Genomic DNA, 24,823 nt, shown 5'->3' with positions numbered 1-24,823 from the left:
CACTGGCCCGCCATGAACGACTTGCTGCCCCTCTGGACCCGCCACGCGCCCGAACTGCGGCGCTGGCTGCGCACGCGCCTGCCGGTTCCTGCCGAGGCGGACGACCTGCTGCAGGACGTGCTGGTCAAGGCCCTGCGCCATGGGGCCGAGGGCTGGGCCGCGGTGGCGCAACCCCGGGCCTGGCTGTTCGAAGTGACCCGCAACACGCTCATCGACCGCCTGCGCAGCGGCCGCGACAGCCACCCCCTGCCCGACGACCTGGACCAGTGGGCCGCACCCGATGACACGGCCGACGCGGTGGACGCGCTGGCCCAGGCCTGCCTGCCGCGCGTGCTGGCCGAGCTGGACCCGCAAGACCGGGAAGCGATCGAACTGTGCGACCTGCAGGGCATGGCGCAGGCCGACTATGCGGCGCTGAAACACCTGAGCCTGCCGGCCGCCAAGTCGCGCGTGCAGCGGGCGCGCCGGCGCATGCGCGAGCACATGACCAGCGCCTGTCAGGTGCGCTTCGACGACGCGGGCTGTGTGGAAGACTTTGTGCCCCGTCCCGCTCTGGCCAGCCCCTGCTGCCCCGTGGCAGGACCGCCGAGCCACGACCCAACGCCATCAGAAAGCCCATGAACTCCCAATCCGACGATCCGCGGGCGGACCGCGACCGCCGCCGCTGGCTGCAGGCCACAGCCGCCGCACTGGTTGCCGCCCCGTGGGCTTCTGCCTGGGCACAGCCGGCCTCGGCTGCGGCCGAAGAAGCCAAGGCGCCGCCGCTGCCGGCGCTGGGCAGCCCGCTGACCGTGCCGCGCATCGGTTTGCTCGGCGGCGGGGTGTTCGAGCCGGCGCAGGCCGAAGGCCGGCCGCTGCTGGTGTACTGGTGGTCCAGCACCTGCCCGTTCTGCGCGCTGCAAAGCCCCAGCATGGAACAGCTCTGGCAAAGCCAGCAGGGCCGGGGCCTGCAGATGGTGGCGCTGTCCATCGACAAAAAGCCCGAAGACGCCGTGGCGTACCTGCAGAAAAAGGGGTACAGCTTCCCCGCCGCCTGGGCCAGCCCGGAATGGCGCAAGGCTTTCCCCAAGCCGCGCGGCCTGCCCATCACCCTGCTGCGCGGGCGCGATGGAAAGCTGGTGCTGGCCGAGAAGGGCCAGATGTTTGCCGAGGACGTGGACGCCATGGCGGGGCTGATCTGAGCGGCTGACATCGCAGCGGCCGAAGTTTTTTTCTCGCGCACCTGCATCTTTTGGCGGGTGGCCTCGTCTTCTGAGGCATGAGCACCCTCGCATCGACCCTGATCCGCTGGCCGAACCGGCGGCCACGGGCTTTCCTGCTGGTCGCCGCGGCGCTCTGGTGGGGCCTGTACCAGTCGCTGATCCCGGCGTCCGAAGCCCTGGTGGCCGCCTTGCCGCTGGACCGCCAGAGCCGCCTGGGCAGCGCGCTGCAGTTCTTCTTCTACGACACGCCCAAGGTCTTGCTGCTGCTGACCGGGGTGGTGTTCGTCATGGGCATGGTCAACAGCCACTTCACGCCCGAGCGCACCCGGGCCCTGCTGGCCGGGCGCACCGAGGGCGTGGCCCATGTGATGGCCGCGGCGCTGGGCATCGTCACGCCGTTCTGCTCGTGCTCGGCGGTGCCGCTGTTCATCGGCTTCGTGCAGGCGGGCGTGCCGCTGGGGGTGACCCTCTCGTTCCTGATCTCGGCGCCCATGGTCAATGAGGTGGCGCTGGCGCTGTTGCTGGGCCTGTTCGGCTGGAAGATCGCCGCGCTGTACCTGGGCCTGGGCTTGTCGGTGGCCATCGTGGCCGGCTGGATCATAGGGCGCCTGAAGATGGAGGCGCACCTGGAGGACTGGGTGCGCGACATGCCGAAGATGTCGGCCGGTTACGAGGCGGCCGACACGACGCTGGCCGACCGGGTGCAGGTCGGCTTGGCGGCCGTGCGCGAGATCGTGGGCAAGGTCTGGCCCTACATCCTGGCGGGCATCGCCATCGGCGCGGGCATCCACGGCTGGGTGCCGCAGGACTTCATGGCCAGCTTCATGGGCAAGGACGCTTGGTGGTCGGTGCCGCTGGCGGTGCTGATCGGCGTGCCGATGTACACCAACGCGGCCGGTGTGATCCCCATCGTGCAGGCGCTGCTGGCCAAGGGCGCGGCGCTGGGCACGGTGCTGGCGTTCATGATGAGCGTGATCGCGCTCTCGCTGCCCGAACTGATCATCCTGCGCAAGGTGCTCAAGGTCCGGCTCATCGCCACGTTCGTGGCGGTGGTGGCCGGCGGCATCCTGCTGGTGGGTTTTGTTTTCAACGCGGTGCTGTGACCGCTTTTCCTTCCCTATCAATACCCGGAGACCAAACGCATGGGCATCCCATTGACCGGATTCCAACCGTTTCTGGTGGCCGCTGTGGCCGCCACCCTGGCCTGGAGCGCCCAGGCGGTGGAGGTGGTCTTCCAACCCGTGGCGCCCAACGTCTATGCCCATGTGGGCGACACCGAAGGCCGCACCTATGAGAACGAGGCGCTCAACGCCAACATCGGCCTGGTGGTCACGCCCGCCGGGGCGGTGCTGATCGACCCGGGGGCCAGCTTCCAGAGCGCCCGCCAGATCGCCGAAGCCGCCAAGAAGGTGACGCCGCAACCGATCCGATGGGTCATCAACACCGGCGGGCAGGACCACCGCTGGCTGGGCAATGGCTACTTCAAGGCGCAGGGGGCGGAGATCATGGCCCACGCCGATGCCGAGGCCGACATGCGGGCCCGCGGTCCGGAACACCTGAAAGCCAACGCGCCGGTGCTCAAGGACAAGATGGACGGCACGGAGATTGTGCTGCCCACACGCTGGCTGACCGACGCCAACACCCGGCTGGACATGGGCGGCACGGTGCTGGAAGTGGTGCACCGCAAGGGCGGCCACACGCCGGGCGACAGCCTGGTCTGGCTGCCGCAGAGCGGCGTGGTGTTCACCGGCGACGTGGTCTATGTGGACCGCATCCTGGGCCTGCACCCGGTGAGCAAGACCCGAACCTGGGTCGAATCCTTCGAGGCGCTGGAAGCCTTGAACCCGACGGTGGTGGTGCCCGGCCACGGCCGCGTGACCACGCTGGCGCAGGCACAAAAGGACACCGGCAACCTGCTCAGGGCCCTGCGCGCCCACATGGGCCAGGCCGTGGCCGCCGGTACCGACATGAGCGCGGCCATCAAGCGCTTCGACGCCGCGCCGTACCAGCACCTCAAACACGTGGAGGTCTGGTTGCCCCAGATCGCCAATCTCACCTATCTCGAAATGGAACAGGAGTAAATCATGGACATCAAGGTTCTGGGCACCGGCTGTGCCAACTGCAAGAACACCATCGCCCTCATCGAGCAGGTGGCCAAGGCCCAGGGCGTGAGCGTCACCCTGACCAAGGTCGAAGAGCTGCGCGAGATCATGGGCCACGGCGTCATGAGCACGCCCGGCGTGGTGGTCAACGGCCAGGTGGTGCACGCCGGCGGCGTGCCCAGCCGCGAGAAGGTCGAGCAGTGGCTGGCGGCCTGAAAGAGAATGCCGTGACCGACACCCAACCCCAGATGGCCTCCCACATGCCCGACCAGACGTCGACCAAGATGCAGTTCCATGTGGTCTCGTGCCGCGAGAGCGCGCACCTCAGCCGTTCCAGCTGCAAGAACGCGCAGATTGACCTGGACACCGACCTGGCCGGCAATCCGGACGCCTTCAACCCGGCCGAGCTGCTGCTGGCGGCGCTCTCGGCCTGCATGATCAAGGGCATCGAGCGGGTGGTGCCCATCCTCAAGTTCGAGCTGCGCGGGGTGGAGGTGCGGGTGCACGGAGTGCGCCAGGACGTGCCACCGCGCATGGAGTCCATCACCTACGACATCGTGGTGGACACCGACGAAGACGACCGGCGCCTGGCCCTGCTGCACGACAACGTGAAGAAATTCGGCACCGTGTTCAACACCGTGGCCCCGGGCACCGAGCTGAGCGGCGTGATGCGGCGGCAGGCCCACACCGTCTGAACGCCACCTGAGCGCCGCACGAAGGGACACGCCATGAGCGCCGGTCACGACCACAGCCACGCCCCCGCCAGTTTCAACCGGGCGTTTGCCATCGGCATCGCCCTGAACCTGGCCTTCGTCGGCATCGAGGCTTTCTACGGCTGGCGCATCAATTCCCTGGCCCTGCTGGCCGACGCGGGGCACAACCTGAGCGACGTGGCGGGGCTGGTGCTGGCCTGGGGTGGCGCCCTGGCGGGCCAGCTGCGACCGAACCCGCGCCACACCTACGGCTGGCGCAAGGGCAGCATCCTGGCCGCATTTGCCAACGCCTTGCTGCTGCTGGTGGCCATGGGGGCGCTGGTCTGGGAGGCGGTGGGGCGCCTGCTGGCCCCCGAGCCGATGGCGGACCACGAGGGCGTGACCATCATGGCCGTGGCCGGCGTGGGCATCGTCGTCAATTCGGTGACGGCCTGGTTGTTCATGCGCGGTCGGGACACCGACCTGAACATCCGCGGGGCCTTTCTGCACATGGCCGCCGATGCGCTGGTCTCGGCCGGGGTGGTGCTGGCCGGTGCCCTGACGCTCTGGAAGGGCTGGGCCTGGCTGGACCCGGTGGTCAGCCTGCTGATCGCGGGCGTGATCCTCTGGGGCACCTGGAGCCTGTTCCGCCAGTCCTTGCACCTGCTGTTCGACGGCGTGCCCGACCGTGTGGACCCGCAGGCGGTGCACGCCAGCCTGATGGGCCTGCCCGGCATCGAACGCGTGCACGACCTGCACATCTGGGCCATGGACACGTCTCAAGTGGCCATGACCGCCCACCTGGTGATGCCGGTCGGCCACGCCGACGACGCGTTTCTCAAGGCCGCAACCGACCTGCTGCACGACCGGTTCGAGATCACCCACGTCACCCTGCAGGTGGTGAACGAGCCGTTCACCGCGCCTTGTGGCGACTGGCGGTCAGCGCCCGCGCAGGCGCCGACCCCGGCGCACCACCACGATCACCACGACCACCACCATCCTCACTGACGGTGGTGCGCCATCAGGCGGGGGGGCCGCGGGCCCTGATCGGCCGCCAGCCGGTCACCTCGACGGCATCGGCCCCCCGGCGGGGCGGCCTTGGCGGCTGCGCGGCAGAAGGAACATCGGCTGCAACACGCGACAAACCGGTCTCCTGCGGTACTACCTTCTGCGCCCAGGTGGCCAACCTGGGTTCGCCGGTAGCACCACACGATCCTCGGTTGTCGCGCGTTTCGCTTCGATGCCTTCTGCCGCGCAGCCTCCTGGCGGGCCGCCGCTCCGGGCCGCCTGCAACACCCGGCGCCCATCCGTCGCCCGTCCCCGCGTTGGGCGGCGCCGCTGAAAAGTCTTGTGAATGTCACAGACCTGTCACAGAGCCTCACTACAGTCCGCTTCATCCTTTCAACCAACCCCGCTAGGACTTTTAAATGAACACCAAGCGCACCCTTCTGAAGACCGTTGCCGCCGCCACGCTGGCCACCCTGGCCATGGGCACGGCCTTTGCCGCCGACATCACCGGCGCGGGCGCCACCTTCCCGTTCCCGGTCTACGCCAAGTGGGCTGAGGCCTATAAGGCCGCCACCGGCACGGGCCTGAACTACCAGTCCATCGGCTCCTCGGGTGGCCTCAAGCAGATCCGCGCCAAGACCGTGACCTTCGGCGCCTCCGACGCCCCGGTCAAGGGTGCCGATCTGGACAAGGACGGCATGGTCCAGTTCCCCGCCATCGTCGGTGGCACCGTGCCGGTGCTGAACCTCGAAGGCTTCAAGCCGGGCGAACTGCGCGTGACCGGTGCCGTGCTGGCCGACATGTTCCTGGGCAAGATCACCAAGTGGAACGACGCCAAGCTGGCTGCCCTGAACCCCGGCAAGAAGCTGCCCGACGAAAACATCACCGTGGTGCACCGCGCCGACGGTTCGGGCACGACCTTCAACTTCACCGACTACCTGAGCGCGGTCAGCCCTGAGTGGTCCAGTTCCGTGGGCAAGGGCGCCGCCGTCAAGTGGCCGGCCGCTTCGTCCGTCGGTGGCAAGGGCAACGAAGGCGTGGCCGCCAACGTCAACCGCGTCAAGGGTGCCGTGGGTTACGTGGAATACGCCTACGTCAAGAAGAACGGCATGAACTTCATGCAGCTGCAGAACGCCGATGGCAAGTACGTCAGCCCCGACGACAAGACCTTCGCCGCCGCCGCTGCGGGCGCCGACTGGTTCAGCGTGCCCGGCATGGGCGTGTCCATGGTCAACGCCAAGGGCGCTGAAGCCTGGCCCATCAGCACCGCTTCGTTCATCCTGATGTACAAGCAGCCCGGCGACAAGGTTGCGTCCGCCGAAGCCCTGAAGTTCTTCGACTGGGCCTTCAAGAACGGCAAGAAGCTCGCTTCCGACCTCGACTACGTGCCGCTGCCCGACAGCCTGACCGATCAGATCCGCGCCAAGGTCTGGAACCAGGTCGCCAAGTAAACCGCTCGCCTGGGCACCCGCCGGTATGCATCCATGCCGGCGGGTCTTTTTTTTGTCATTGAACCGACATAATCGGCCACGGAGTTCCCATGAGCATCGCTGGAGCCAGCATGACCGTTACAGAAGCGCCCGCCGATACGGGCAATCCCCAGATGTTGTCGATCGCCCGCAAGCAGCGCTTGCAGGACATGGCGTTCCACCGCATCACACAGTTGTTCTCGCTGCTGGTGCTGGTCGCCCTGCTGGGCATCATCGTGTCGCTGTTCATCAACGCCTGGCCGGCGTTCCAGAAATTCGGCGCCCACTTCATCTGGTACGTCGAGTGGGACATCATCAATGAAGAATTCGGGGCCGCGATCGCCATCGTCGGCACCCTGGCCAGCGCCGGCATCGCGCTGCTGATCGCGGTGCCGCTGGCGTTCGGCATCGCGCTGTTTCTGACCGAAACCTGCCCGCCCTGGCTGCGCCGCCCGCTGGGCACCGCCATCGAACTGCTGGCCGCCGTGCCGTCCATCATTTACGGCATGTTCGGCCTGTTCGTGTTCGCGCCGCTGTTCGCCGATTACTTCCAGGTGCCCGCGCAGAAGCTGCTGGGCTCCATGCCGCTGATCGGCTTCCTGTTCGGTGGTTCCACCAACGGCATGGGCATCCTGGCCGCCGGCATCGTGCTGGCCTTCATGGTGCTGCCCTTCGTGGCGGCCGTGATGCGTGACGTGTTCGAAATCGTGCCCCCCATCCTGCGCGAATCGGCCTATGGCCTGGGTTGCACGACCTGGGAGGTGGTGCGCCGCGTGGTGCTGCCGTACACCCAAAAGGGCGTGATCGGCGGCGTGATGCTGGGCCTGGGCCGCGCCCTGGGCGAGACCATGGCGGTCACCTTCGTGATCGGCAACGCCAACCGCATGCCCACCTCGCTGTTCTCGCCGGGCACCTCGATCGCTTCGACCCTGGCCAACGAATTCGGCGAAGCCGCCGACTTCCACATCTCGGCCCTGTTCGCACTGGGCTTCCTGCTGTTCGTCATCACCTTCATCGTGCTGGCCCTGGCCAAGTGGATGATCATCCGCGCCGAAAAGGCCAAGGGGCTGTGATCATGGAATTCAACCAGACGCTCTACCGCCGCCGTCAGCTGTCCAACAAGGTGGGCCTGACCCTGTCCATGGGTGCCATGGGCCTGGGCCTGGCCGTGCTGCTGTGGATCCTGTTCGTGCTGTTCTCCAACGGCCTGGCCGCGCTGGACTGGAACCTGTTCACCCAGTCCACCCCCGCGCCGGGTTCCGAAGGCGGTGGCCTGGCCAACGCCATCGTCGGCAGCCTGCTCATGGTGGGTTTCTCGGTGCTGGTGTCCACGCCCATCGGTGTGTTTGCCGGTGTGTACCTGGCCGAATACGGCGACACCAGCAAGACGGCCGAGCTGACCCGCTTCGTCACCGACATCATGCTGTCGGCGCCGTCCATCGTGCTGGGCCTGTTCGTCTACGCCATCGCGGTCGCCACGCTGGGCGGGTTCTCGGGCTGGGCCGGTTCGCTGGCGCTGTCGCTGATCGCCGTGCCGGTGGTTGTGCGCACCACCGAAAACATGCTGCGCCTGGTGCCCGGCAGCCTGCGCGAAGCGGCCTTTGCCCTGGGCGCGCCGCGCTGGAAGGTGGCCACCCTGATCACGCTGCGTGCCGCCAAGAGCGGTGTGGTCACCGGCCTGCTGCTGGCCGTGGCCCGCATCAGCGGTGAAACCGCGCCGCTGCTGTTCACCGCGCTGAACAACCAGTTCTTCAACACCGACATGACCAAGCCCATGGCCAACCTGCCGGTGGTGATTTTCCAGTTCGCGATGAGCCCCTACGACAACTGGATCCGCCTGGCCTGGGCCGGTGCGCTGCTGATCACCCTGTCGGTGCTGGCGCTGAACATCGTGGCCCGCGTCTACCTGCGCGACAAGTCGCCCAAGTGAAGTCCTTCGACCTTTCCACCTCCTCCAACCGGACCCGATCATGACCGCTACCGCCACGGCTGCCGCCACGACCACCCGCAATGCGCTGGAACTGCGCAACCTGAACTTCTACTACGGCCAGTTTCACGGTCTCAAGAACGTGAACATGAACATCGAGGAGCGCAAGGTCACCGCCTTCATCGGCCCCTCGGGTTGTGGCAAGTCCACGCTGCTGCGCACCCTCAACCGCATGTACAGCCTCTACCCCGGCCAGCGCGCCGAGGGTTCGATCAACTTCTACGGCCAGAACATCCTGGACGCCAAGCAGGACATCAACCTGCTGCGCGCCCGCATCGGCATGGTGTTTCAGAAGCCCACGCCGTTCCCCATGTCGATCTACGACAACATCGCCTTCGGCGTGAAGCTGTATGAAAACATCAGCAGGAGCGAGATGGACGACCGCGTGGAATGGGCGCTGACCAAGGCCGCGTTGTGGACCGAGGTGAAGGACAAGCTGCACCAGAGCGGCCTGTCGCTCTCCGGTGGCCAGCAGCAGCGCCTGTGCATCGCGCGCAGCGTGGCGGTCAAGCCCTCGGTGCTGCTGCTCGACGAGCCGACTTCGGCGCTGGACCCGATCTCCACCGGCAAGGTGGAAGAGCTGGTGCACGAGCTCAAGAAGGACTACACCATCGCCATCGTCACGCACAACATGCAGCAGGCCGCCCGCTGCAGCGACTACACGGCCTACATGTACCTGGGCGAACTGATCGAATTCGGCTCGACCGAACAGATCTTCTTCAAACCCACCAAGACCGAGACCGAAGACTACATCACCGGCCGTTTCGGCTGATCCACGGGAGCACCAGCATGGGCGACAAACACATCTCCAGCCAGTTCGACGCCGAACTCAATTCCATCTCCACCCACGTGCTCGAAATGGGCGGGCTGGTGGAGTCGCAGCTGCACCAGGCGGTCTATGCGCTGACCAACATGAGCCTGGAAACGGCCGAGCAGGTGATCGAGACCGAAAACCGCATCAACCAGATGGAGGTGAACATCGATCACGAGATCATCTCCACCATCGGCCGTCGCCAGCCGACGGCGCGCGACCTGCGCTTCCTCATGGCCATCTCGCGCACCACCCAGAACCTGGAGCGCGCCGGTGACGAGATCGCCCGCGTGGCACGCATGGTCAAGTCCATCATCGAAGGCGGCACGCCGCGCTCGCTGCCCGTGTCCGAACTGCGCCTGGCCGCCGACCTGGCCGCCGGCATGCTGCGCAAGACGCTCGACTCCTTCGCCCGGCTCGACACCACGATGGCGCTGGCCATCATCAAGGACGACAACGCCATCGACACCGAGTACGACGGTTTCCTGCGCAAGCTCATCACCTACATGATGGAAGACCCGCGCACGATCTCGCCCAGCCTGAACCTGCTGTTCCTGGCCAAGTCGCTCGAACGTGTGGGCGACCACGCCAAGAACATCGCCGAGCAGATCATCTTCGTGGTCAAGGGCGAGGACGTGCGCCACTCGTCGGTCGACAAGGTGGAGTCGCTGGTCCGATGAAGCGTTCGCCAAGACTGGAGGCCCGAGCATGAGAAAGCTGCCCCGTGTGCTGGTGGTGGAGGACGAGCCGGCGATCGCCGAACTGATCGCCGTCAACCTGCGCCACAACGGCTTTGCGCCCACCGTGGTGTTCGACGGCCAGGCCGCGCAGCGCGAGGTGGACGCTGTGCTGCCCGACGTGATCCTGCTGGACTGGATGCTGCCCGGCGAAAGCGGCGCCGCGCTGGCGCGCCAGTGGCGCAAGCACGAGCGCACGAAGACCGTGCCCATCCTGATGCTGACGGCGCGCAGCGACGAAAGCGACAAGGTGCAGGGGCTGGACGCCGGCGCCGACGACTACATCACCAAGCCGTTCTCGACCCAGGAACTGCTGGCGCGCATCCGCGCCGTGCTGCGCCGTCGCGCGCCCGAGATCGTCAACGACTCGGTGCAGGTCGGTGAACTGGTGCTGGATGCGGGGACTTACCGCATCAGCTACCGCGGCCAGGAACTCAAGGTCGGGCCGACCGAATTCAAACTGCTGCACTACCTCATGAAGCACGCCGAGCGCGTGCACACGCGTGGGACGCTGCTCGACAAGATCTGGGGCGACCACGTCTTCATCGAAGAGCGGACCGTGGACGTGCATGTCAAACGCCTGAGGGAGTCGCTGGGCGATGCGGCCGGCATGGTGGAAACCGTGCGCGGCGCCGGTTACCGCCTGACCGCGCAAGGCACGCAGACCGCCCATTCATGATCGCCCGGACACTGACCCTGCTGTTCCTGGTGCTGCTGGGAGCGGCCTGGGGCTGGAGCCGCGGCTCGCTCATCTGGACGCTGGTGGGCGCCTTGCTCGGCGCGCTGGCCTGGGGCATCCAGGACGGCATCAGCGCCGTGCGCCTGTTGCGCTGGCTCAACAACGGCGAGGTCACCGGCACACCCCGTCTGACGGGGGTGTGGGGTGAACTGCTCGACCGCAACCGCAAGATCTTCAAGAAGCTGGAGAAAAAGGCGCAGAGCAGCGACGCCCGGCTGGAGGATTTTCTGTCGGCCATCCAGGCATCGCCCAACGGCGTGGTGCTGTTGGACGCTAGCGGCGCGATCGAGTGGTGCAACCAGACCGCCGCCGCCCACCTGGGGCTGGACCCCCAGCGCGACCTGGGGCAGGCGATCCGCAACATGGTGCGTTCGCCGACCTTTGTGGCTTACCTGGCCGAGGGCGACTTCGGCCACGAAATCCAGATCGACGGCCCGGGCAAGCGACCGTCGCAGCCCAACAAGATCTCCTTGCAGATCCACGCCTACGGCCACAAGCGCAAGCTCATGCTCACGCGCGACGTGACGGCGGTGCAGCTGGCCGAAACCATGCGGCGCGACTTTGTGGCCAACGTCTCGCACGAGATCCGCACACCCCTGACGGTGCTCAGCGGTTTCGTCGAGACCATGCAGAGCATCCCGCTGGAAGAGGCGGACCGTGCCCGCTACCTCGGGTTGATGAGCCAGCAGGCCCACCGCATGCAGACGCTGGTGAACGATTTGCTCACGCTCTCGCGCCTGGAGGGCAGTCCGGCGCCGGGATCCGGTGAGTGGGTGGACGGCGACGATCTGCTGCGCCAGGTGGTGCAGGAAGCGCAGGGCCTGTCGCACACCATTGCCGAGCCGCCGCACGCCATTGAAGTGCAGCCCGGTCTGTCGGTGCAGGTGTCGGGGGTGCGCAGCGAGTTGCTCAGCGCTCTGTCCAACCTGGCGAGCAACGCGGTGCGCTACACACCGGGCGGCGGGCACATCCGGCTGGGCTGGCGTCCGCGCGCAGAAGGCGGCGTCGAGTTCTTTGTGGCCGACAGCGGTCCGGGCATCGCGGCCGAACACCTGCCGCGCCTGACCGAGCGCTTCTACCGGGTGGACCGCAGCCGTTCGCGCGAGACCGGTGGCACGGGCCTGGGCCTGGCCATCGTCAAGCACGTGGTGCAGCGCCACGGCGGGCAGGTGCAGATCGAGAGCGTGGAGGGGCAGGGCTCCACCTTCATCCTGAGCCTGCCCCCCACGCGGGTGCGCGAGGTGGTCACGGGCGACTGATCGCGCCCAGGGCCTGGCTCACTGGCCCACGCGCTGGTACACCAGCAGCCGCTCCTTGCGATCCGTCAGACGGCTGACGCTGGCCTTGAAGGCCCACTGGGTCAGCTGCACGCGTTGGTCCAGCGTGTCCTGGGTGCTCGGGTTCACCACCAGCGCGTGACAAGCCCGTGCATCCGCGTGTTCGGGCCGCTGCGTGCGCACCAGCGTGAGCCGTCCGTGGTACTGCAGAGCCGCGATCTGCGCGCTGGACAGGCCGTCCACCAGCACACAGGCATCGGCCGGCACCAGCGAGGCGACACGGCGCGAGAGCGGGCCGTAGCTGCGCCCGAAATCCAGCAGGGGCAACCACAGCGTCATCAGCAGCAGCCAGCACAGCGTGGCGCCTGCGGCGGGCAGCACCAGACTCTTCCAGAGCGCCTGGCGGTGGGCGCCCACGCGCCAGCCCACCAGCCAGATCCAGGCCAGTGTGGCCAGCGCGGCTGCGGCGAACAGCAGGAAGGAAAACTCGGGCACAAAGCCGGGTGCCAGCTTGGCCACGTTGGCCGCCGGTTTGGCGGGCACGCCGGTCATCATGGCCACCCACACGGTCCAGACGATCAGCGCGCAGCCGGTGAAAAAAATGAGCGTGAACCAGTCGATCAGCGCCGACACACTGCGGCTGAGCGTGGGCAGGGCAAAGGCCGCCAGCGTGGCCAGAGCGGGCAGGGCCAGCAGCAAGGCGCGGTCGAAGTCGGGGTTGACCGCGCTGTTGACAACGCTGACCAGGGCCATCCACAAGGGCAGGGCCACGTGCGGCTGGCGCAGCTGGCGGCGCCAGCGCCACAGCGTCCACAGCGCCAGCGGCCAGGCGGGCCAGGTGAACCACACCAGCAACCGGCCCCAGCGCGTCCAGTCGCTCCAGCGCTCGGGCATGTCCAGCGCCGGGCCCTGCAGCAGGCCGGTCGCGGCAGCCGCGAGCATCACCACCGCCAGGCTGGCCGCCGCCCAGACCAGGGGGCGGCGGAAGGCGCCGTTTTCGGGGCCATCTGGGCGGGGCAAACCGATCCACAACAGCAGGCCCGCGCCAGCGGCCAGGGTGATCCAGGGCGCGCCACTGAACGCGAGTCCGGCCGCTCCCAGGCCCCAGAGCAGCAGGCTGCGCGCGGGGTGGGCGTCATCGGTTTGCGCCAGGCGCGCGGCGCCCAGCAGCAGGGCGCTGGTGGCGGCGAGCCGGGCCAGGTCGGGTGTGGTTTCGTGTGACAACTGCGCCAGACCCAGGCTGGCCACCAGGGCCAGCAGGGCCGCGTCGGCCACGGTGCGGGCGTAGTCCACCGGCTGGGCCTCACCGCCGAAGGCAAACGCCACCGGCTGCGCGCCACGCTGGCGTGCCAGGTGGTAGACGGCGTACCAGGTGCAGGACAGCGTGAGCGCCAGCAAACCGCCGAACGGGATGCGCACCGCGAGGTCGGCTGGCAGGAAGGGCAGCAGCCGGATGAACGCCGCGCCCAACCAGTAGGGCAGCGGGCCGGGCTCGTCCACCAGTTCGCCCAACACCTGCGGCTGCCACCAGCTGCTGTGGCCGGCGGCCATCTCCAGCATCACACCAAAGGCGGACACATCGGCCAGCTTCCACGGCTCACGGCCCAGAAAGCCGGGCAGCACATAGGCCACACAAAACAGGATGAGCGCCAGCCGGGGCAGGCGGCGCACCGCCGATTGCGGCACGATGGCGGGGGTGGTTTGGGTCACGGCGGCTGACTATACAGGGCAGGGCGGGGGCCGGCCCGTTGTGGGCCGGGAGCCATCGGCGGGCGAAAAAAAAGCAGCCGGCGAGGCGGCTGCTTTTTTGTGGGTTGTGCCTTGACGCACAACGCGGGCCAGATCACTTGGCAGCGGTCTTGCCGTAGCGGTTGCGGAATTTCTCGACGCGGCCGCCCATGTTGTCCACGCTCTTTTGCGTGCCGGTGTAGAACGGGTGCGACTCGCTGGAGGTGTCCAGCTTGAACAGCGGCAGCTCGCGGCCGTCGTCCATCTTGACCATTTCCTTGGTGTTCACGCAGGAACGGGTCACGAACTTGAAGTTGTTCGACAGGTCCACGAAGCACACTTCGCGGTAGTTGGGGTGAATGCCTTCTTTCATGGCGATTCCTAAGGTCAGGTGCGACAGCCGCGAAAGAACCGTTCTCTCGTACTTGCCGCAAGTTGCAAAGCTTTCGATTGTACCACCCCTGCGCGGGCTATCTTCCACCCCTGCGCCGCCTTCGGCGTCACCCCCTCAAGGGGGCGATGCGTGCGGCCTGGCGGAGCCAGTTCCGCCGCATCCTTGAATCAGGCACGCGCCCCGTAGAGGTGCGGACCGAACTGGGTACAGGAGGTGAGGGGCAGTCAATCCAGAAACACCGCGGAACTGGCTTCGCCAGGCCGCTGGTGTTGTCCCCCCTCGAAGCGCCGCAAAGCGGCGCGCCACGGAGGGGGGAAGCCGCGTCAGCGGCGCAGGGGGGAGTCCGAACTCACCCGCCCCTTCTCATCATGTCGAAGAACTCGGAGTTGTTCTTGGTCGCCTTCATGCTCTTGAGCACCATTTCCATCGCCTCAATCTCGTCCATGTTGTACATGAACTGGCGCAGGATGCGGGTCTTCTGCAGGATCTCGGGCGCCAGCAGCAGTTCCTCGCGGCGGGTACCGCTGCGGTTGAGCTGGATCGACGGGAACACGCGTTTTTCGTACAGACGGCGATCCAGGTGGATTTCGCAGTTGCCGGTGCCCTTGAACTCTTCAAAGATCACCTCGTCCATGCGGCTGCCGGTGTCGACCAGCGCGGTGGCGATGATGGTCAGGCTGCCACCTTCTTCCACGTTACGGGCTGCGCCCAGGAAACGCTTGGGGCGCTGCAGGGCGTTGGCGTCCACACCGCCGGTCAGCACCTTGCCGGAGGAGGGCAGCACGTTGTTGTAGGCACGGGCCAGGCGGGTGATCGAGTCCAGCAGGATCACCACGTCCTTGCCGAGTTCGACCAGGCGCTTGGCGCGCTCGATCACCATTTCGGCGACGTGCACGTGGCGGGCGGCCGGTTCGTCGAAGGTGGAGGCGATCACGTCGCCACGCACCGTGCGCTGCATTTCGGTCACTTCTTCCGGACGCTCGTCCACCAGCAGCACCATCAGTTCCACCTCGGGGTGGTTGGCGGTGATGGCATGGCAGATGTGCTGCATCATGACCGTCTTGCCGCTCTTGGGCGGGGCAACGATCAGGGCACGCTGGCCTTTGCCGATGGGGGCGATGATGTCGATGACGCGACCGGTGATGTTCTCTTCGGTCTTGATGTCGCGTTCCAGGCGCATCTGTTCCTTGGGGAACAGCGGCGTCAGGTTCTCGAACATCACCTTGTGCTTGTTCGATTCGGGAGGCAGGCCGTTGATGGCGTCGAGCTTGTTGAGCGCGAAGTAGCGTTCGCCATCCTTGGGGATGCGGACCTCGCCCTCGATCATGTCGCCGGTGTGCAGGTTGAAGCGGCGGATCTGGCTGGGCGAGATGTAGATGTCGTCGGTGGACGCCGTGAAGCTGGTGTCCATGTTGCGCAGGAAGCCGAAGCCGTCGGGCAGCACTTCCAGCACGCCGTCGGCGTTCACCTGCTCGCCGGCCTTGGCGCGCTTCTTGATGATGGCGAACATCAGCTCCTGCTTGCGCATGCGGCCGGTGTTTTCGATCTCAAGCGCTTCGGCCTGCTTGAGGACTTCAGACACGTGCAGTGCCTTGAGTTCGTTGAGGTGCATGGAAATTGCTCCGAAAGGGAGTCTTGTCAGAACCGGGGGAGGGGCGCTGGTGCCGCGGTGTTGGCGGAGCGCGGTGCAGACAGGCTGGGCGGTGTGTGGCCAGCGGTGCGGCGGATTATGACAGCAAAAAAAGCCGCTTTGAGCGGGCCCGGGCGTTGCACCCGGGCCAGGCCTGCGCGGGATCAGGCCAGTTGCTGGTCGATGAAGGCGGTCAGCTGGGCCTTGCTCAGGGCGCCCACCTTGGTGGCGGCCAGCTGGCCATCCTTGAACAGCATCAGCGTGGGGATGCCGCGAATGCCGAACTTGGCGGGCACTTCGCTGTTCTCGTCCACGTTCACCTTGGCCACCTGCAGCTTGCCCTGGTAGGTGCCGGCCACTTCGTCGAGGATGGGGGCGATCATCTTGCAGGGGCCGCACCATTCGGCCCAGAAATCCACCAGCACGGGCGCGGGTGCGTTCAGCACATCGGCCTGGAAGGAAGCATCGGAAACGTGTTTGATCAGGTCGCTGGCCATGGTCGGTCCTAGGGGTTGCGTCAGGGTGGGGAAGGTACAGTGGCGTCGGGTGTCGGGGCGGTGTGCGCCGCGACATGCCGAAAAACGACTTCAATTGTGACAGAAACGCCCGCGCCATGATGACCGCCAGCCCTGAACCCTTCGCCGAGCTGGCGGCCCGCGCCGAGAGTGAAAACACGGTCACGCCGGTGTGGGCACACGGCCTGGACTGGGTGCGCGAACACATGACCACCCGGGGCTGGCACGCCTCGCGCGTGGTGGTGCTGGTGCCCTACGCCCAGATGATGGACACCGGGCGCCGGGCCTGGGCGCAGCGATCGCCCACGGGCTTTACCCCCCGCTTCGAATCGACCCGCAACTGGGCCGCGTCGCTGCAGCCGTTCGTGCCGGGCAGCACCGACTGGTCGGGCGACATGGCGCGCGACAGCCTGATCGCCGCCAGCCTGCTGGACCGCGTGGCGGGCCGGTCGCTGGACGCGGACCTGCGCGCCACGCTGGTGGGGCGGCTGGTGGAAGCCACCCGCCAGCTGGCGCCGCTGGCCGCGGCCCGCCCGCCGCACGAACGCGCCGCCTGGGCCGACGCCCTGCGCGCCGATGTGGCGCCGGCCAGCCAGGCGCTGCAGTGGGAAGGCCTGGTCGCCACGCTGGCGCTCACCTGGGCCGGCCTGTCGGCCTACGCCACCGATGTGCTGTGGTCCGACCTGGCCGCGCCGGGGCAGGTGGCCGACGCTCTGCTGGTCGTGCCCGGTTTTCAAATCGACCCGCTGGCCCAGGCGCTGCTGCTGCGCTGGGGCGAGCGCGGTGTGCTGCTGCCGTTCGCCGCAGCCGATGCCCAGCCCGACCCCGTGGCGGTGCACGCCTGCAGCGACGCCGAAGACGAGGCCCAGCGCGCCGCCGCCTGCGTGGTGGCGCAGGTCAATGCCGGGCACACCCCGGTGGCACTGCTGGCGCAGGACCGGGCGCTGACGCGCCGCATCGGCGCGTTGCTGCATGGCGCCGGGCTCTCGGTGCGCGACGAGACGGGCTGGAAACTCTCGACCACCCACGCCGCCGCCCGGCTGATGAGCCTGCTGCGCGCCGCCGACCGCCGGGCGCGCACCGACGACGTGCTGGACTGGCTCAAGTCTGGGCCGCACGCGGGCGCCAGCGCCGCCATCGAGCGCCAAGCCCGGGCCCACGGCCTGGCCGCGTGGGGGGCTGTGCTGGTCCACCCGGCCACCGGCCCGCTGCTGCCGTCGGGCGTGGCCGATGGGCTGGCCTGTCTGCAGGCGCCGCGGCCTTTGCCGCAGTGGTTGACGGACCTGGCCGAAGCCCTGCGCCGCGATGGCTGGTGGTCTGCCTGCAGCCAGGACGCCGCCGGTCAGCGCGTGATCGACGTGCTGCGGCTGCAGGACGGCGCCGCCCACGAGCTGGCGGCCCTGGAGGTCGACACGGCGGATGCCCCCACCCCGGGCAAGGCCGGCCGGCGCTGGTCGCTGGCCGCGTTCAGTGCCTGGGTGCGCGACGCGCTGGAGGCGGCCAGCTTCCAGCCCGCCAACCCCGCCGAGCCGCAGGTGGTGGTGTTGCCCATGGCGCAGCTGCTGGGCCGCGACTTTGCCGCCGTGGTGGCCCCCGGCTGTGACGAGGTGAACCTGCCGCCCAGCCCGGAGCCCCCCGGCCAGTGGAGCGCGGCGCAGCGCACCCTGCTGGGCCTGCCCAGCCGCGAGGCCCTGGCGCTGGCCGGGCAGGCGGCCTGGGCGCATCTGCTGACCCAGCCCCACCTGCAACTGCTCTGGCGCGGCCAGCAGCAGGGCGATGCGGTGGCCGCCGCACCCTGGGTGCAGGCTTTGCAGAACGAGGGGCGTGCATTGGTGGCGCCCGATCCCCGCGTGCCCCGGACCGTGGCCGTGGTGCCCGAAGCCGATCCGCTGCCCACCGCCGCCGACCTGCTGCCCCAGGCCCTGTCGGCCAGTGCCTACCAGGACCTGCGCGACTGCCCGTACCGCTTTTTTGCGTTGCGCCAGCTGCGGCTGCAGCAGATCGACGAGATCGAAGCCGAACCCGATAAGCGCGACCTGGGCAACTGGCTGCACGCGGTGCTCAAGACGTTCCATGAAGCGCGGGCCGCCGACCCCACCGACGGACTGGATGATCGCCAGCGGCTGGACGCCCTGGCCCAGGCCGAGGTGCAAGCGCGGGGCCTGTCGGTGGACGAAGGGGCGGCCGGTGCCGGCTTCCTGCCCTTCATGGCCGCCTGGCCCGCGATGCGCGAGGGCTATCTCGCCTGGCTGGCCACGCACGAAGGCAGCGGGCCGCTGTTCGACCAGGCCGAGGTTTCGCTGACCCGCAGCGTCGGCCCCTGGCGCCTGATCGGCCAGCTCGACCGCATCGACCGCCAGGCCAGCCCTGAAGGCCCCATTCCGCTGGTGATCGACTACAAGACCGAGCCGCGCGCGACCACGCTGGAGCGCGTGAAAAACCCGCTGGAGGACACGCAGATCGCCTTCTACGCCGCGCTCCTGGGCGAAGAAACCGTGCGCGGCGCCTACCTCAGCATCACCGACGCCCGCGAGACCGATGGCGCCAACACGCCCACCCGCTGGGTCGAACAGGAAGAGATCGCGCTGGCGCGCGACCAGCTCATCGAGGGTTTGCAGCACGACCTCTCACGCGTCGCCGCCGGTCACGCGTTGCCGGCGCTGGGCGAGGGCCGGGTGTGCGACTTCTGCGCCGCCCGCGGCCTGTGCCGAAAGGACTTCAGATCATGACGCAGGCTGCCTACCGCATCAACGGCGCGCTGGTTGAACGCGCCGCGTTCTATGCCGTGGCCTGCGACCCCGCGCGCAGCGTGGCCGTGGAGGCCTGCGCCGGCGCGGGCAAGACATGGATGCTGGTCTCGCGCATCCTGCGCGCTTTGCTGGAAGGCACGGCGCCGCAGGACATCCTGGCCATCACCTTCACCAAGAAGGCCGCGGGCGAAATGCGCCAGCGCCTGCAGGACTGGCTGCGGGTGTTTGCCCACAAGACCGACGCCGAACTGGCGACCGAGCTGGTGTTGCGCGGCATGGCCCCCGCGACCGCACAGGCAAGGGCCGCCGACCTGCGCGACCTGCACGCCCGCCTGCTGGCCGCCGGCCGCCCGGTGCAGATCCGCACCTTCCACAGCTGGTTCGCATCGCTGCTGCGCAGCGCACCGCTGGCGGTGCTGCAGGAGCTGGGCCTGCCGGCCGAGCACGACCTGCTCGAAGACGACAGCGAAGCCGTGGCCCTGGTGTGGCCGCGCTTTTACGCCGCGGTGGCGGCCGACGCGGCCCTGCGGCAGGACTTCATGGACAGCGTGGCGCGCCACGGTCGCCACCAGACCCTCAAGGCCTTGGGCAATGCGCTGAACAAGCGGGTGGAGTTCGCGCTGGCCGACGAACAGGGCATCGTGGACGCGTCGGTGCAGCCGCTGTCGGTGGCCTACCCGGACCTGGCCGCGCACGACGACCCGGCGCAGGCACTGCTGGCCGACCACAGGGCTCTGCTGCTGGCGGCCGCGGCCTGTCTGGGGCGGGCCAGCGCGCCCACCTTCTCGGCCAAGGGCGTGGAACTGGAAACCGCGGTGACCGCGGCCCGGCCCGACGACGCCATCACCGCGCTGCTCACGCAGAAGAACGAGCCGCGCAAGTTCAACGACAAGCTCGCCGGCATTGAAGCCGTGCGCGAAGCCCAGGACCTGTGCCAGCGCGTGCTGGCCGCGCGCGTGCAGCAGCAGGCCTGGCAACACCAGCAGCGCCTGGCGCGCCTGGCGCGCACGCTGATCGCCACCTACCGCACGCTCAAGCAGGAGCGCGGCTGGGTGGACATGAACGACGTCGAGGGTGCGGCCCGCCGTCTGCTGGGCGACGCCGAACTCTCGGGCTGGATGCAGCAGCGGCTGGACGCGCGCGTGCGCCACCTGCTGATCGACGAATTCCAGGACACCAACCCCCTGCAATGGCAGGCACTGTACGGCTGGCTTTCGGGCTACGCCGGCGCCGGCTCGGGCGAGGCGCCGGCGGTGTTCCTGGTGGGCGACCCCAAACAGTCCATCTATCGCTTCCGCCGCGCCGAGCCGCAGGTCTTCAAGGCCGCCCAGGCCTTTGTGGTCGACGGTCTGTCGGGCGCGTTGCTCAGCTGCGACCACACACGCCGCTGCGCCACCGGCGTGATCGCTGCGCTCAACGCCGTGATGGGCGGTGCCGCGCTGGACGCGGGTTACGCGGGGTTCCGTGAGCACACCACCGAAAGCCACGAGGCCGGCGCCGTGCTGGCCCTGCCGCCGGTGCCGCGCGATGGTGGCGACGACGGGGCGACGGGGGGGGGCGAGCCGGTCTGGCGCGACAGCCTGAACACGCCCCGCGTGGAGCCCGAAGACAGCCTGAGCGCGCGCGAGGCGGAGCGGGCGGCCGACTGGATCGCGGCCCAGATCGCCAGTGGCGCGGTGAAGGCCGACAAACTGATGGTGCTCTCGCGCAAGCGCGAACGCCTGGGCTGGCTGCACGAGGCGCTGGCCGAGCGCGGCATCGCCGCCGAACAGCCCGAAAAGCAGGACCTGGCCGACGCCCCCGCCGTGCAGGACGTGGTGGCGCTGCTGGACGCGCTGGTCTCGCCCGCGCACGACCTGAGCCTGGCGCAGGCGCTGCGCAGCCCCATCGGGGGCCTGGACGACGCGGCGCTGGCCCGCATCGCTCGCCTGTGCCGGCGGGCCGACGCCGCCCTGGCGGCGGCTGCGCAGCCGGGTGAAACCCCGCCGCGCACCGCCTGGTGGGACCTGCTGCAGACGCTGAGCGTGGACGGCTCTGACGACGCGCCGACCGACGCCCGGCTGGTGCAGGCCGCACAACGCCTGGCGCGCTGGCGGCAGTGGCTGGGCACGCTGCCGCCGCACGACGCCCTGGCCGCCATCTACCGCGACGGCGACCTGCTGGCCCGCTACGCCGCCGCCGTGCCGCCGCGGCTGCGCGAGCCCGTGCTGGCCTCGCTGCGCGCGCTGCTGGCCCAGTCGCTGGCGCAGGACGGCGGGCGTTACCTGACGGCGTACCGCCTGGTGCGCGCGCTCAAGGCCGGCGGCATCCGCCTGCCGCAGACCGCGCAAACCGGGGCGGTGCGCCTGCTCACCATCCACGGCGCCAAGGGGCTGGAAGCCCACACCGTGCTGATGCTCGACACCGAAGCCCAGCCGCCCAAGCCCGAGAGCATGGGCGTGCTGGTGGACTGGCCCGGCGAGGCCGAACGGCCCCAGCGCTTCATCTTCCTGGCCAGCGAAAAGGCTCCGCCGGTCTGCGCCACCGCGCTGCTGACCGCCGAGCAGCAGGCCCGCGGCCTGGAAGAACTGAACGCGCTGTACGTCGCCCTCACGCGGGCCGAGGCGCGCATCGTGATCTCCAGCGTGACGCCGCACCGCAGCGCCAGCACGCCCAGCTGGCGCCAGCGCATCGAACCGCAGGCGCAGCCGCTGGTGGTGCCCGAACCGGTGGACGCCACGGGCGATGACGCCGAAGCCTCGGTGTGCGAACTGCTGGATCTGCCGGTGTGCACCGCACTGCCGCCCGTGCCGAACCCGGTCGAAGTGGGCCTGGCAGAAGACGACACCCGCGCGCGCATCGGCCTGGCGCTGCACCGCCTGCTGCAATGGGTACCCACGCCGCTGGGCGGTTTTGCCTGGGGCGATGTGCACCAGCAGGCGGTGGCGCGCGAATTCGCCCTGACGCCGGCCCAGGCCCGCGATGCCCTGGCGATGGCCCAGGCCATGCTGGGGGGCGAGGCCGCCTGGGCCTGGGACGCTGCACAGCTGAGCCACTGGGGCAACGAGGTGGACATCTGGGACCAGGGCCAGCTGCAGCGGCTGGACCGCCTGGTGCGCCGCGCCGACACCGCCTGCTGGTGGGTGCTGGACTACAAGAGCGCCGCCCGCCCCGAGCGCCAGGCCGAACTGCGCGCGCAGCTGCAGCGCTACCATCGCGCGCTTTCCCTCGCGCACCCGGGCGAGCCCGTGCGCCTGGCCTTCATCAATCCGCTGGGGCAACTCATTGAAATACCGGCCGACGCCGCAACCACGTGACCGCTGACACCGTTTCCCCTGAACCCCTCGATTTGCCGGTGGCCATCATCGGCGGCGGACCCGCCGGCCTCATGGCCGCCGAAGTGCTCTCGCACGCCGGCATCGCCGTGCACCTGTTCGACGCCATGCCATCGGTGGGCCGCAAGTTCCTGCTGGCTGGCAAGGGCGGCTTGAACCTGACCCATTCCGAAGCGGCCGACCGCTTTGCCGAGCGTTATGGCGAGCGCCGCCAGCAGATCGAAACCCTGCTGCGCGCCTTCGGTGCGGCCGAGGTGCGCGCCTGGGCGCAGGGCCTGGGCGTCGAGACCTTTGTCGGCTCGTCGGGCCGCGTGTTCCCGACCGACATGAAGGCCGCACCCCTGCTGCGCGCCTGGCTGCAGCGCCTGCGCCACCCGGCCAGTGGCGGCCCGGCGGTGCAGTTCCACATGCGCCACCGCTGGCTGGGCTGGACACCCGATGGACAGGCCCTGCGCTTCGACGCGCCCACCGGCGAGGTGCGGGTGCGTGCCCGCGCCGTGCTGCTGGCCCTGGGCGGCGGCAGCTGGGCGCGCCTGGGGTCCAACGGCGCCTGGGTGCCGCTGCTGGCCGCGCGCGGCGTGGCGGTGGCGCCGCTGCTGCCGGCCAACTGCGGCTTCGACCTGGCCTTGCAGGCCCCCCCGTTGAGCGACGGCCAGCCGCTGCCGGTGCAGGCCGTGCCCGCGCACGCCGTGGGCTGGAGCGAACACTTCAGCAACCGCCACGCCGGCCAGCCGTTCAAGAGCGTGGCCATCCGCTTCCAGCCGCCGCAGGGGGCGGCGTTCGAACGCAAGGGCGAATTCGTGGCCACGGCCACCGGGGTGGAAGGCAGCCTCATCTACGCCGCCTCGGCCCTGTTGCGCGACGAGATCATCCGCACCGGCCACGCCACGCTGCAGCTGGACCTGCTGCCCGACTTCAGCGCCGAACGGGTGGCGCGCGAAGTGGCGCACCCGCGCGGCTCGCGTTCGCTCTCCAGCCACCTCAAAAGCCGCTTGGGCCTGGACGGCATCAAGACCGCTGTGCTGTACGAGGTGCTGGGCAAGGACGGAATGAACAACCCCGCCCAGCTGGCGGCTGCCATCAAGGCGCTGCCGCTGCACCTGGTGGCCGCACGCCCGCTGGACGAGGCCATCAGCACCGCCGGCGGCGTGCTGTTCGAGGTGCTGGACGAGCACCTGATGTGCGAGGCCGCGCCGGGCGTGTTCTGCGCCGGCGAGATGCTGGACTGGGAAGCCCCCACCGGCGGCTACCTGCTCACCGCCTGCCTGGCCAGCGGCGTGCGGGCCGGCCAGGGCGTGCGGGCCTGGCTGCAGCGGACCTGATGCGCTTGTCACAGGCGGTTCATGTGCCCGGCATAGGCTTGACACCGATCTGTCATCCCCCTTTCCACGGAGCCGTTTCATGAGTCCTTTCACCTCTCGTTCTCTGCGCCGCCGGCCGCTGCTGCAAGCCCTGGTCGCCGCTGCCTGCGTGGCCGCGTCACCCGTGAGCTGGGCCGACGGCTGGCCCAGCCGCCCGGTCAAGATCGTGGTGCCCTTCGCGCCCGGCGCCGGCACCGACGCCATGGGCCGCCTGGTGGCCGCCAAGCTGTCGGACCTGTTCAAGGCCAGCGTGGTGGTGGAGAACCGCACCGGCGCGTCCGGCGCCATCGGCGCGCAAGAGGTGGCCAAGGCCGCACCCGACGGCCACACCCTGCTGCTGGCCGCGGCGCCGTTCACCACCGTGCCCGCTGCCTTGCCCGGCGCCGGCTACGACCCGCTGGCCAGCTTTGCCCCCGTCGGCATGATCGCCCAGGGGCCGCTGATCTGGGCGGTCAACAAGGACGTGCCCGCCAACACCCTGCCCGAGCTGGTCACGCTGGCGCGCCAGCAGCCGGGCGCGCTGAACTACGGCTCGGCCGGTGTCGGTGGCGTCAACCACCTGGTGCTCGAATCGCTCAAGGCGCGCACCCACACCTACATCACGCACATTCCCTACCGCGGCATCGCGCCGGCCACGCTGGACACCATCAGCGGCCAGCTGCAGCTGCTCACCGGCACCATCCCGGCGCTGGCCCCGCACATCCGCGAAGGCAAGCTCAAGGCGCTGGCCGTCACCAGCCCGGGCCGCAGCCCGGCGCTGCCGCAGGTGCCCGGCATGCAGGAAGCTGGCATGCCCGACTTCAACGTGCTCAACTATTTCGCTCTGGTGGCGCCGAAAGGCACGCCCGACGCCGTGGTGCGGCAGATCAACGCTGCGCTGGCCCAGGTGGTGCAGATGCCCGACGTGAAAGAGCGCCTGGCCAAAGACGCACTGGAGCCCGCCACCGGCACGCCCGCACAGCTGGGGCAGTTTTTGCAGAAGGACTTTGAAGGCTGGCAGCGCGTGGTGCAGCAGCAAGGCCTGAAGATCGACGCGTTCTGAAAGCGAACGACCAGCCCGGAAACGACAAAGGCCGCTGATGCGGCCTTTGTTTGGTGTGCGCCGAT

Annotated in this window: 22 protein-coding genes; 18 read left to right on the top strand and 4 right to left on the bottom strand. The window is 68.9% G+C overall.

Annotated features, from left to right (window positions below; all coding sequences use genetic code 11):
- The first annotated feature begins 12 nt into the window (after positions 1–12).
- From RMP09_RS05820 to phoR, 14 genes are all read left to right on the top strand, one after another.
- A complete protein-coding gene (locus RMP09_RS05820) occupies positions 13–621 on the top strand; it encodes a sigma-70 family RNA polymerase sigma factor (protein ID WP_310565057.1) in 609 nt (202 codons plus the stop codon).
- Positions 618–1,181, top strand: a complete 564-nt coding sequence (locus RMP09_RS05815) for a TlpA disulfide reductase family protein (RefSeq protein WP_310565056.1) — start codon at positions 618–620, stop codon at positions 1,179–1,181. Before RMP09_RS05820 ends, RMP09_RS05815 begins: the two co-directional genes overlap by 4 nt.
- Before the next feature lie 77 nt (positions 1,182–1,258).
- A complete protein-coding gene (locus RMP09_RS05810) occupies positions 1,259–2,305 on the top strand; it encodes a permease (RefSeq protein WP_310565055.1) in 1,047 nt (348 codons plus the stop codon).
- Positions 2,306–2,344: 39 nt separating this feature from the next.
- Positions 2,345–3,283 (top strand): MBL fold metallo-hydrolase, encoded by a 939-nt coding sequence (locus RMP09_RS05805; RefSeq protein ID WP_310565054.1) that lies wholly within the window; start codon positions 2,345–2,347, stop codon positions 3,281–3,283.
- Between the two features lie 3 nt (positions 3,284–3,286).
- Positions 3,287–3,520, top strand: a complete 234-nt coding sequence (locus tag RMP09_RS05800) for a thioredoxin family protein (RefSeq protein WP_310565053.1) — start codon at positions 3,287–3,289, stop codon at positions 3,518–3,520.
- A 68-nt stretch (positions 3,521–3,588) separates the two neighbouring features.
- A complete protein-coding gene (locus tag RMP09_RS05795) occupies positions 3,589–3,999 on the top strand; it encodes an OsmC family protein (RefSeq protein ID WP_409559690.1) in 411 nt (136 codons plus the stop codon).
- A 33-nt stretch (positions 4,000–4,032) separates the two neighbouring features.
- The gene (locus tag RMP09_RS05790) at positions 4,033–5,004 is read left to right on the top strand and encodes a cation diffusion facilitator family transporter (protein ID WP_310565052.1); all 972 of its coding nucleotides are present in this window, start codon (positions 4,033–4,035) and stop codon (positions 5,002–5,004) included.
- Positions 5,005–5,423: 419 nt separating this feature from the next.
- Positions 5,424–6,455 carry a phosphate ABC transporter substrate-binding protein PstS gene (gene pstS, locus RMP09_RS05785; protein WP_310565051.1) on the top strand — a complete coding sequence of 344 codons (1,032 nt, stop codon included), beginning with the start codon at positions 5,424–5,426 and terminating at the stop codon, positions 6,453–6,455.
- Between the two features lie 110 nt (positions 6,456–6,565).
- Entirely contained in the window at positions 6,566–7,546 is a 981-nt protein-coding gene (gene pstC / locus RMP09_RS05780) for a phosphate ABC transporter permease subunit PstC (RefSeq protein WP_310565149.1), read from the top strand.
- 2 nt (positions 7,547–7,548) lie between these two features.
- Complete coding sequence (gene pstA / locus RMP09_RS05775) at positions 7,549–8,403, top strand: phosphate ABC transporter permease PstA (RefSeq protein ID WP_310565050.1); 855 nt, start codon at positions 7,549–7,551, stop codon at positions 8,401–8,403.
- 40 nt (positions 8,404–8,443) lie between these two features.
- Positions 8,444–9,232, top strand: coding sequence for a phosphate ABC transporter ATP-binding protein PstB (gene pstB / locus RMP09_RS05770; RefSeq protein WP_310565049.1), 789 nt, complete (start codon positions 8,444–8,446; stop codon positions 9,230–9,232).
- 17 nt (positions 9,233–9,249) lie between these two features.
- Positions 9,250–9,951, top strand: a complete 702-nt coding sequence (phoU, locus tag RMP09_RS05765; RefSeq protein WP_310565048.1) for a phosphate signaling complex protein PhoU — start codon at positions 9,250–9,252, stop codon at positions 9,949–9,951.
- A gap of 28 nt (positions 9,952–9,979) precedes the next feature.
- Positions 9,980–10,687, top strand: coding sequence for a phosphate regulon transcriptional regulator PhoB (gene phoB, locus RMP09_RS05760; protein ID WP_310565047.1), 708 nt, complete (start codon positions 9,980–9,982; stop codon positions 10,685–10,687).
- Positions 10,684–12,006, top strand: a complete 1,323-nt coding sequence (phoR, locus tag RMP09_RS05755; protein ID WP_310565046.1) for a phosphate regulon sensor histidine kinase PhoR — start codon at positions 10,684–10,686, stop codon at positions 12,004–12,006. Before phoB ends, phoR begins: the two co-directional genes overlap by 4 nt.
- Positions 12,007–12,024: 18 nt before the next feature.
- On the opposite strand, the gene RMP09_RS05750 is transcribed toward phoR, so the two are convergent.
- The 4 genes from RMP09_RS05750 to trxA all read right to left on the bottom strand — a co-directional run bounded on the left by RMP09_RS05750 (position 12,025) and on the right by trxA (position 16,273).
- Positions 12,025–13,734 carry a hypothetical protein gene (locus RMP09_RS05750; RefSeq protein WP_310565045.1) on the bottom strand — a complete coding sequence of 570 codons (1,710 nt, stop codon included), beginning with the start codon at positions 13,732–13,734 and terminating at the stop codon, positions 12,025–12,027.
- Positions 13,735–13,867: 133 nt separating this feature from the next.
- Entirely contained in the window at positions 13,868–14,125 is a 258-nt protein-coding gene (locus RMP09_RS05745) for a type B 50S ribosomal protein L31 (RefSeq protein ID WP_310565044.1), read from the bottom strand.
- Between the two features lie 370 nt (positions 14,126–14,495).
- Positions 14,496–15,758 carry a transcription termination factor Rho gene (gene rho, locus RMP09_RS05740; protein WP_310565043.1) on the bottom strand — a complete coding sequence of 421 codons (1,263 nt, stop codon included), beginning with the start codon at positions 15,756–15,758 and terminating at the stop codon, positions 14,496–14,498.
- Positions 15,759–15,940: 182 nt separating this feature from the next.
- Complete coding sequence (gene trxA / locus RMP09_RS05735) at positions 15,941–16,273, bottom strand: thioredoxin TrxA (RefSeq protein ID WP_310565042.1); 333 nt, start codon at positions 16,271–16,273, stop codon at positions 15,941–15,943.
- 116 nt (positions 16,274–16,389) lie between these two features.
- Here trxA and RMP09_RS05730 point away from each other — a divergent pair, with 116 nt between their 5' ends.
- From RMP09_RS05730 to RMP09_RS05715, 4 genes are all read left to right on the top strand, one after another.
- Complete coding sequence (locus tag RMP09_RS05730) at positions 16,390–19,020, top strand: PD-(D/E)XK nuclease family protein (RefSeq protein WP_310565041.1); 2,631 nt, start codon at positions 16,390–16,392, stop codon at positions 19,018–19,020.
- Entirely contained in the window at positions 19,017–22,337 is a 3,321-nt protein-coding gene (locus tag RMP09_RS05725) for a UvrD-helicase domain-containing protein (RefSeq protein WP_310565040.1), read from the top strand. Before RMP09_RS05730 ends, RMP09_RS05725 begins: the two co-directional genes overlap by 4 nt.
- Before the next feature lie 71 nt (positions 22,338–22,408).
- Complete coding sequence (locus RMP09_RS05720; protein WP_409559689.1) at positions 22,409–23,677, top strand: TIGR03862 family flavoprotein; 1,269 nt, start codon at positions 22,409–22,411, stop codon at positions 23,675–23,677.
- Between the two features lie 79 nt (positions 23,678–23,756).
- Positions 23,757–24,758, top strand: a complete 1,002-nt coding sequence (locus RMP09_RS05715) for a tripartite tricarboxylate transporter substrate binding protein (RefSeq protein WP_310565038.1) — start codon at positions 23,757–23,759, stop codon at positions 24,756–24,758.
- Positions 24,759–24,823 lie beyond the last annotated feature (65 nt).

Origin of the sequence: Hydrogenophaga sp., assembly GCF_031426985.1 — a bacterium.
In the GTDB taxonomy this organism is placed as follows: domain Bacteria; phylum Pseudomonadota; class Gammaproteobacteria; order Burkholderiales; family Burkholderiaceae_C; genus Hydrogenophaga.
This window is presented reverse-complemented; position numbering and strand designations above follow the sequence as displayed.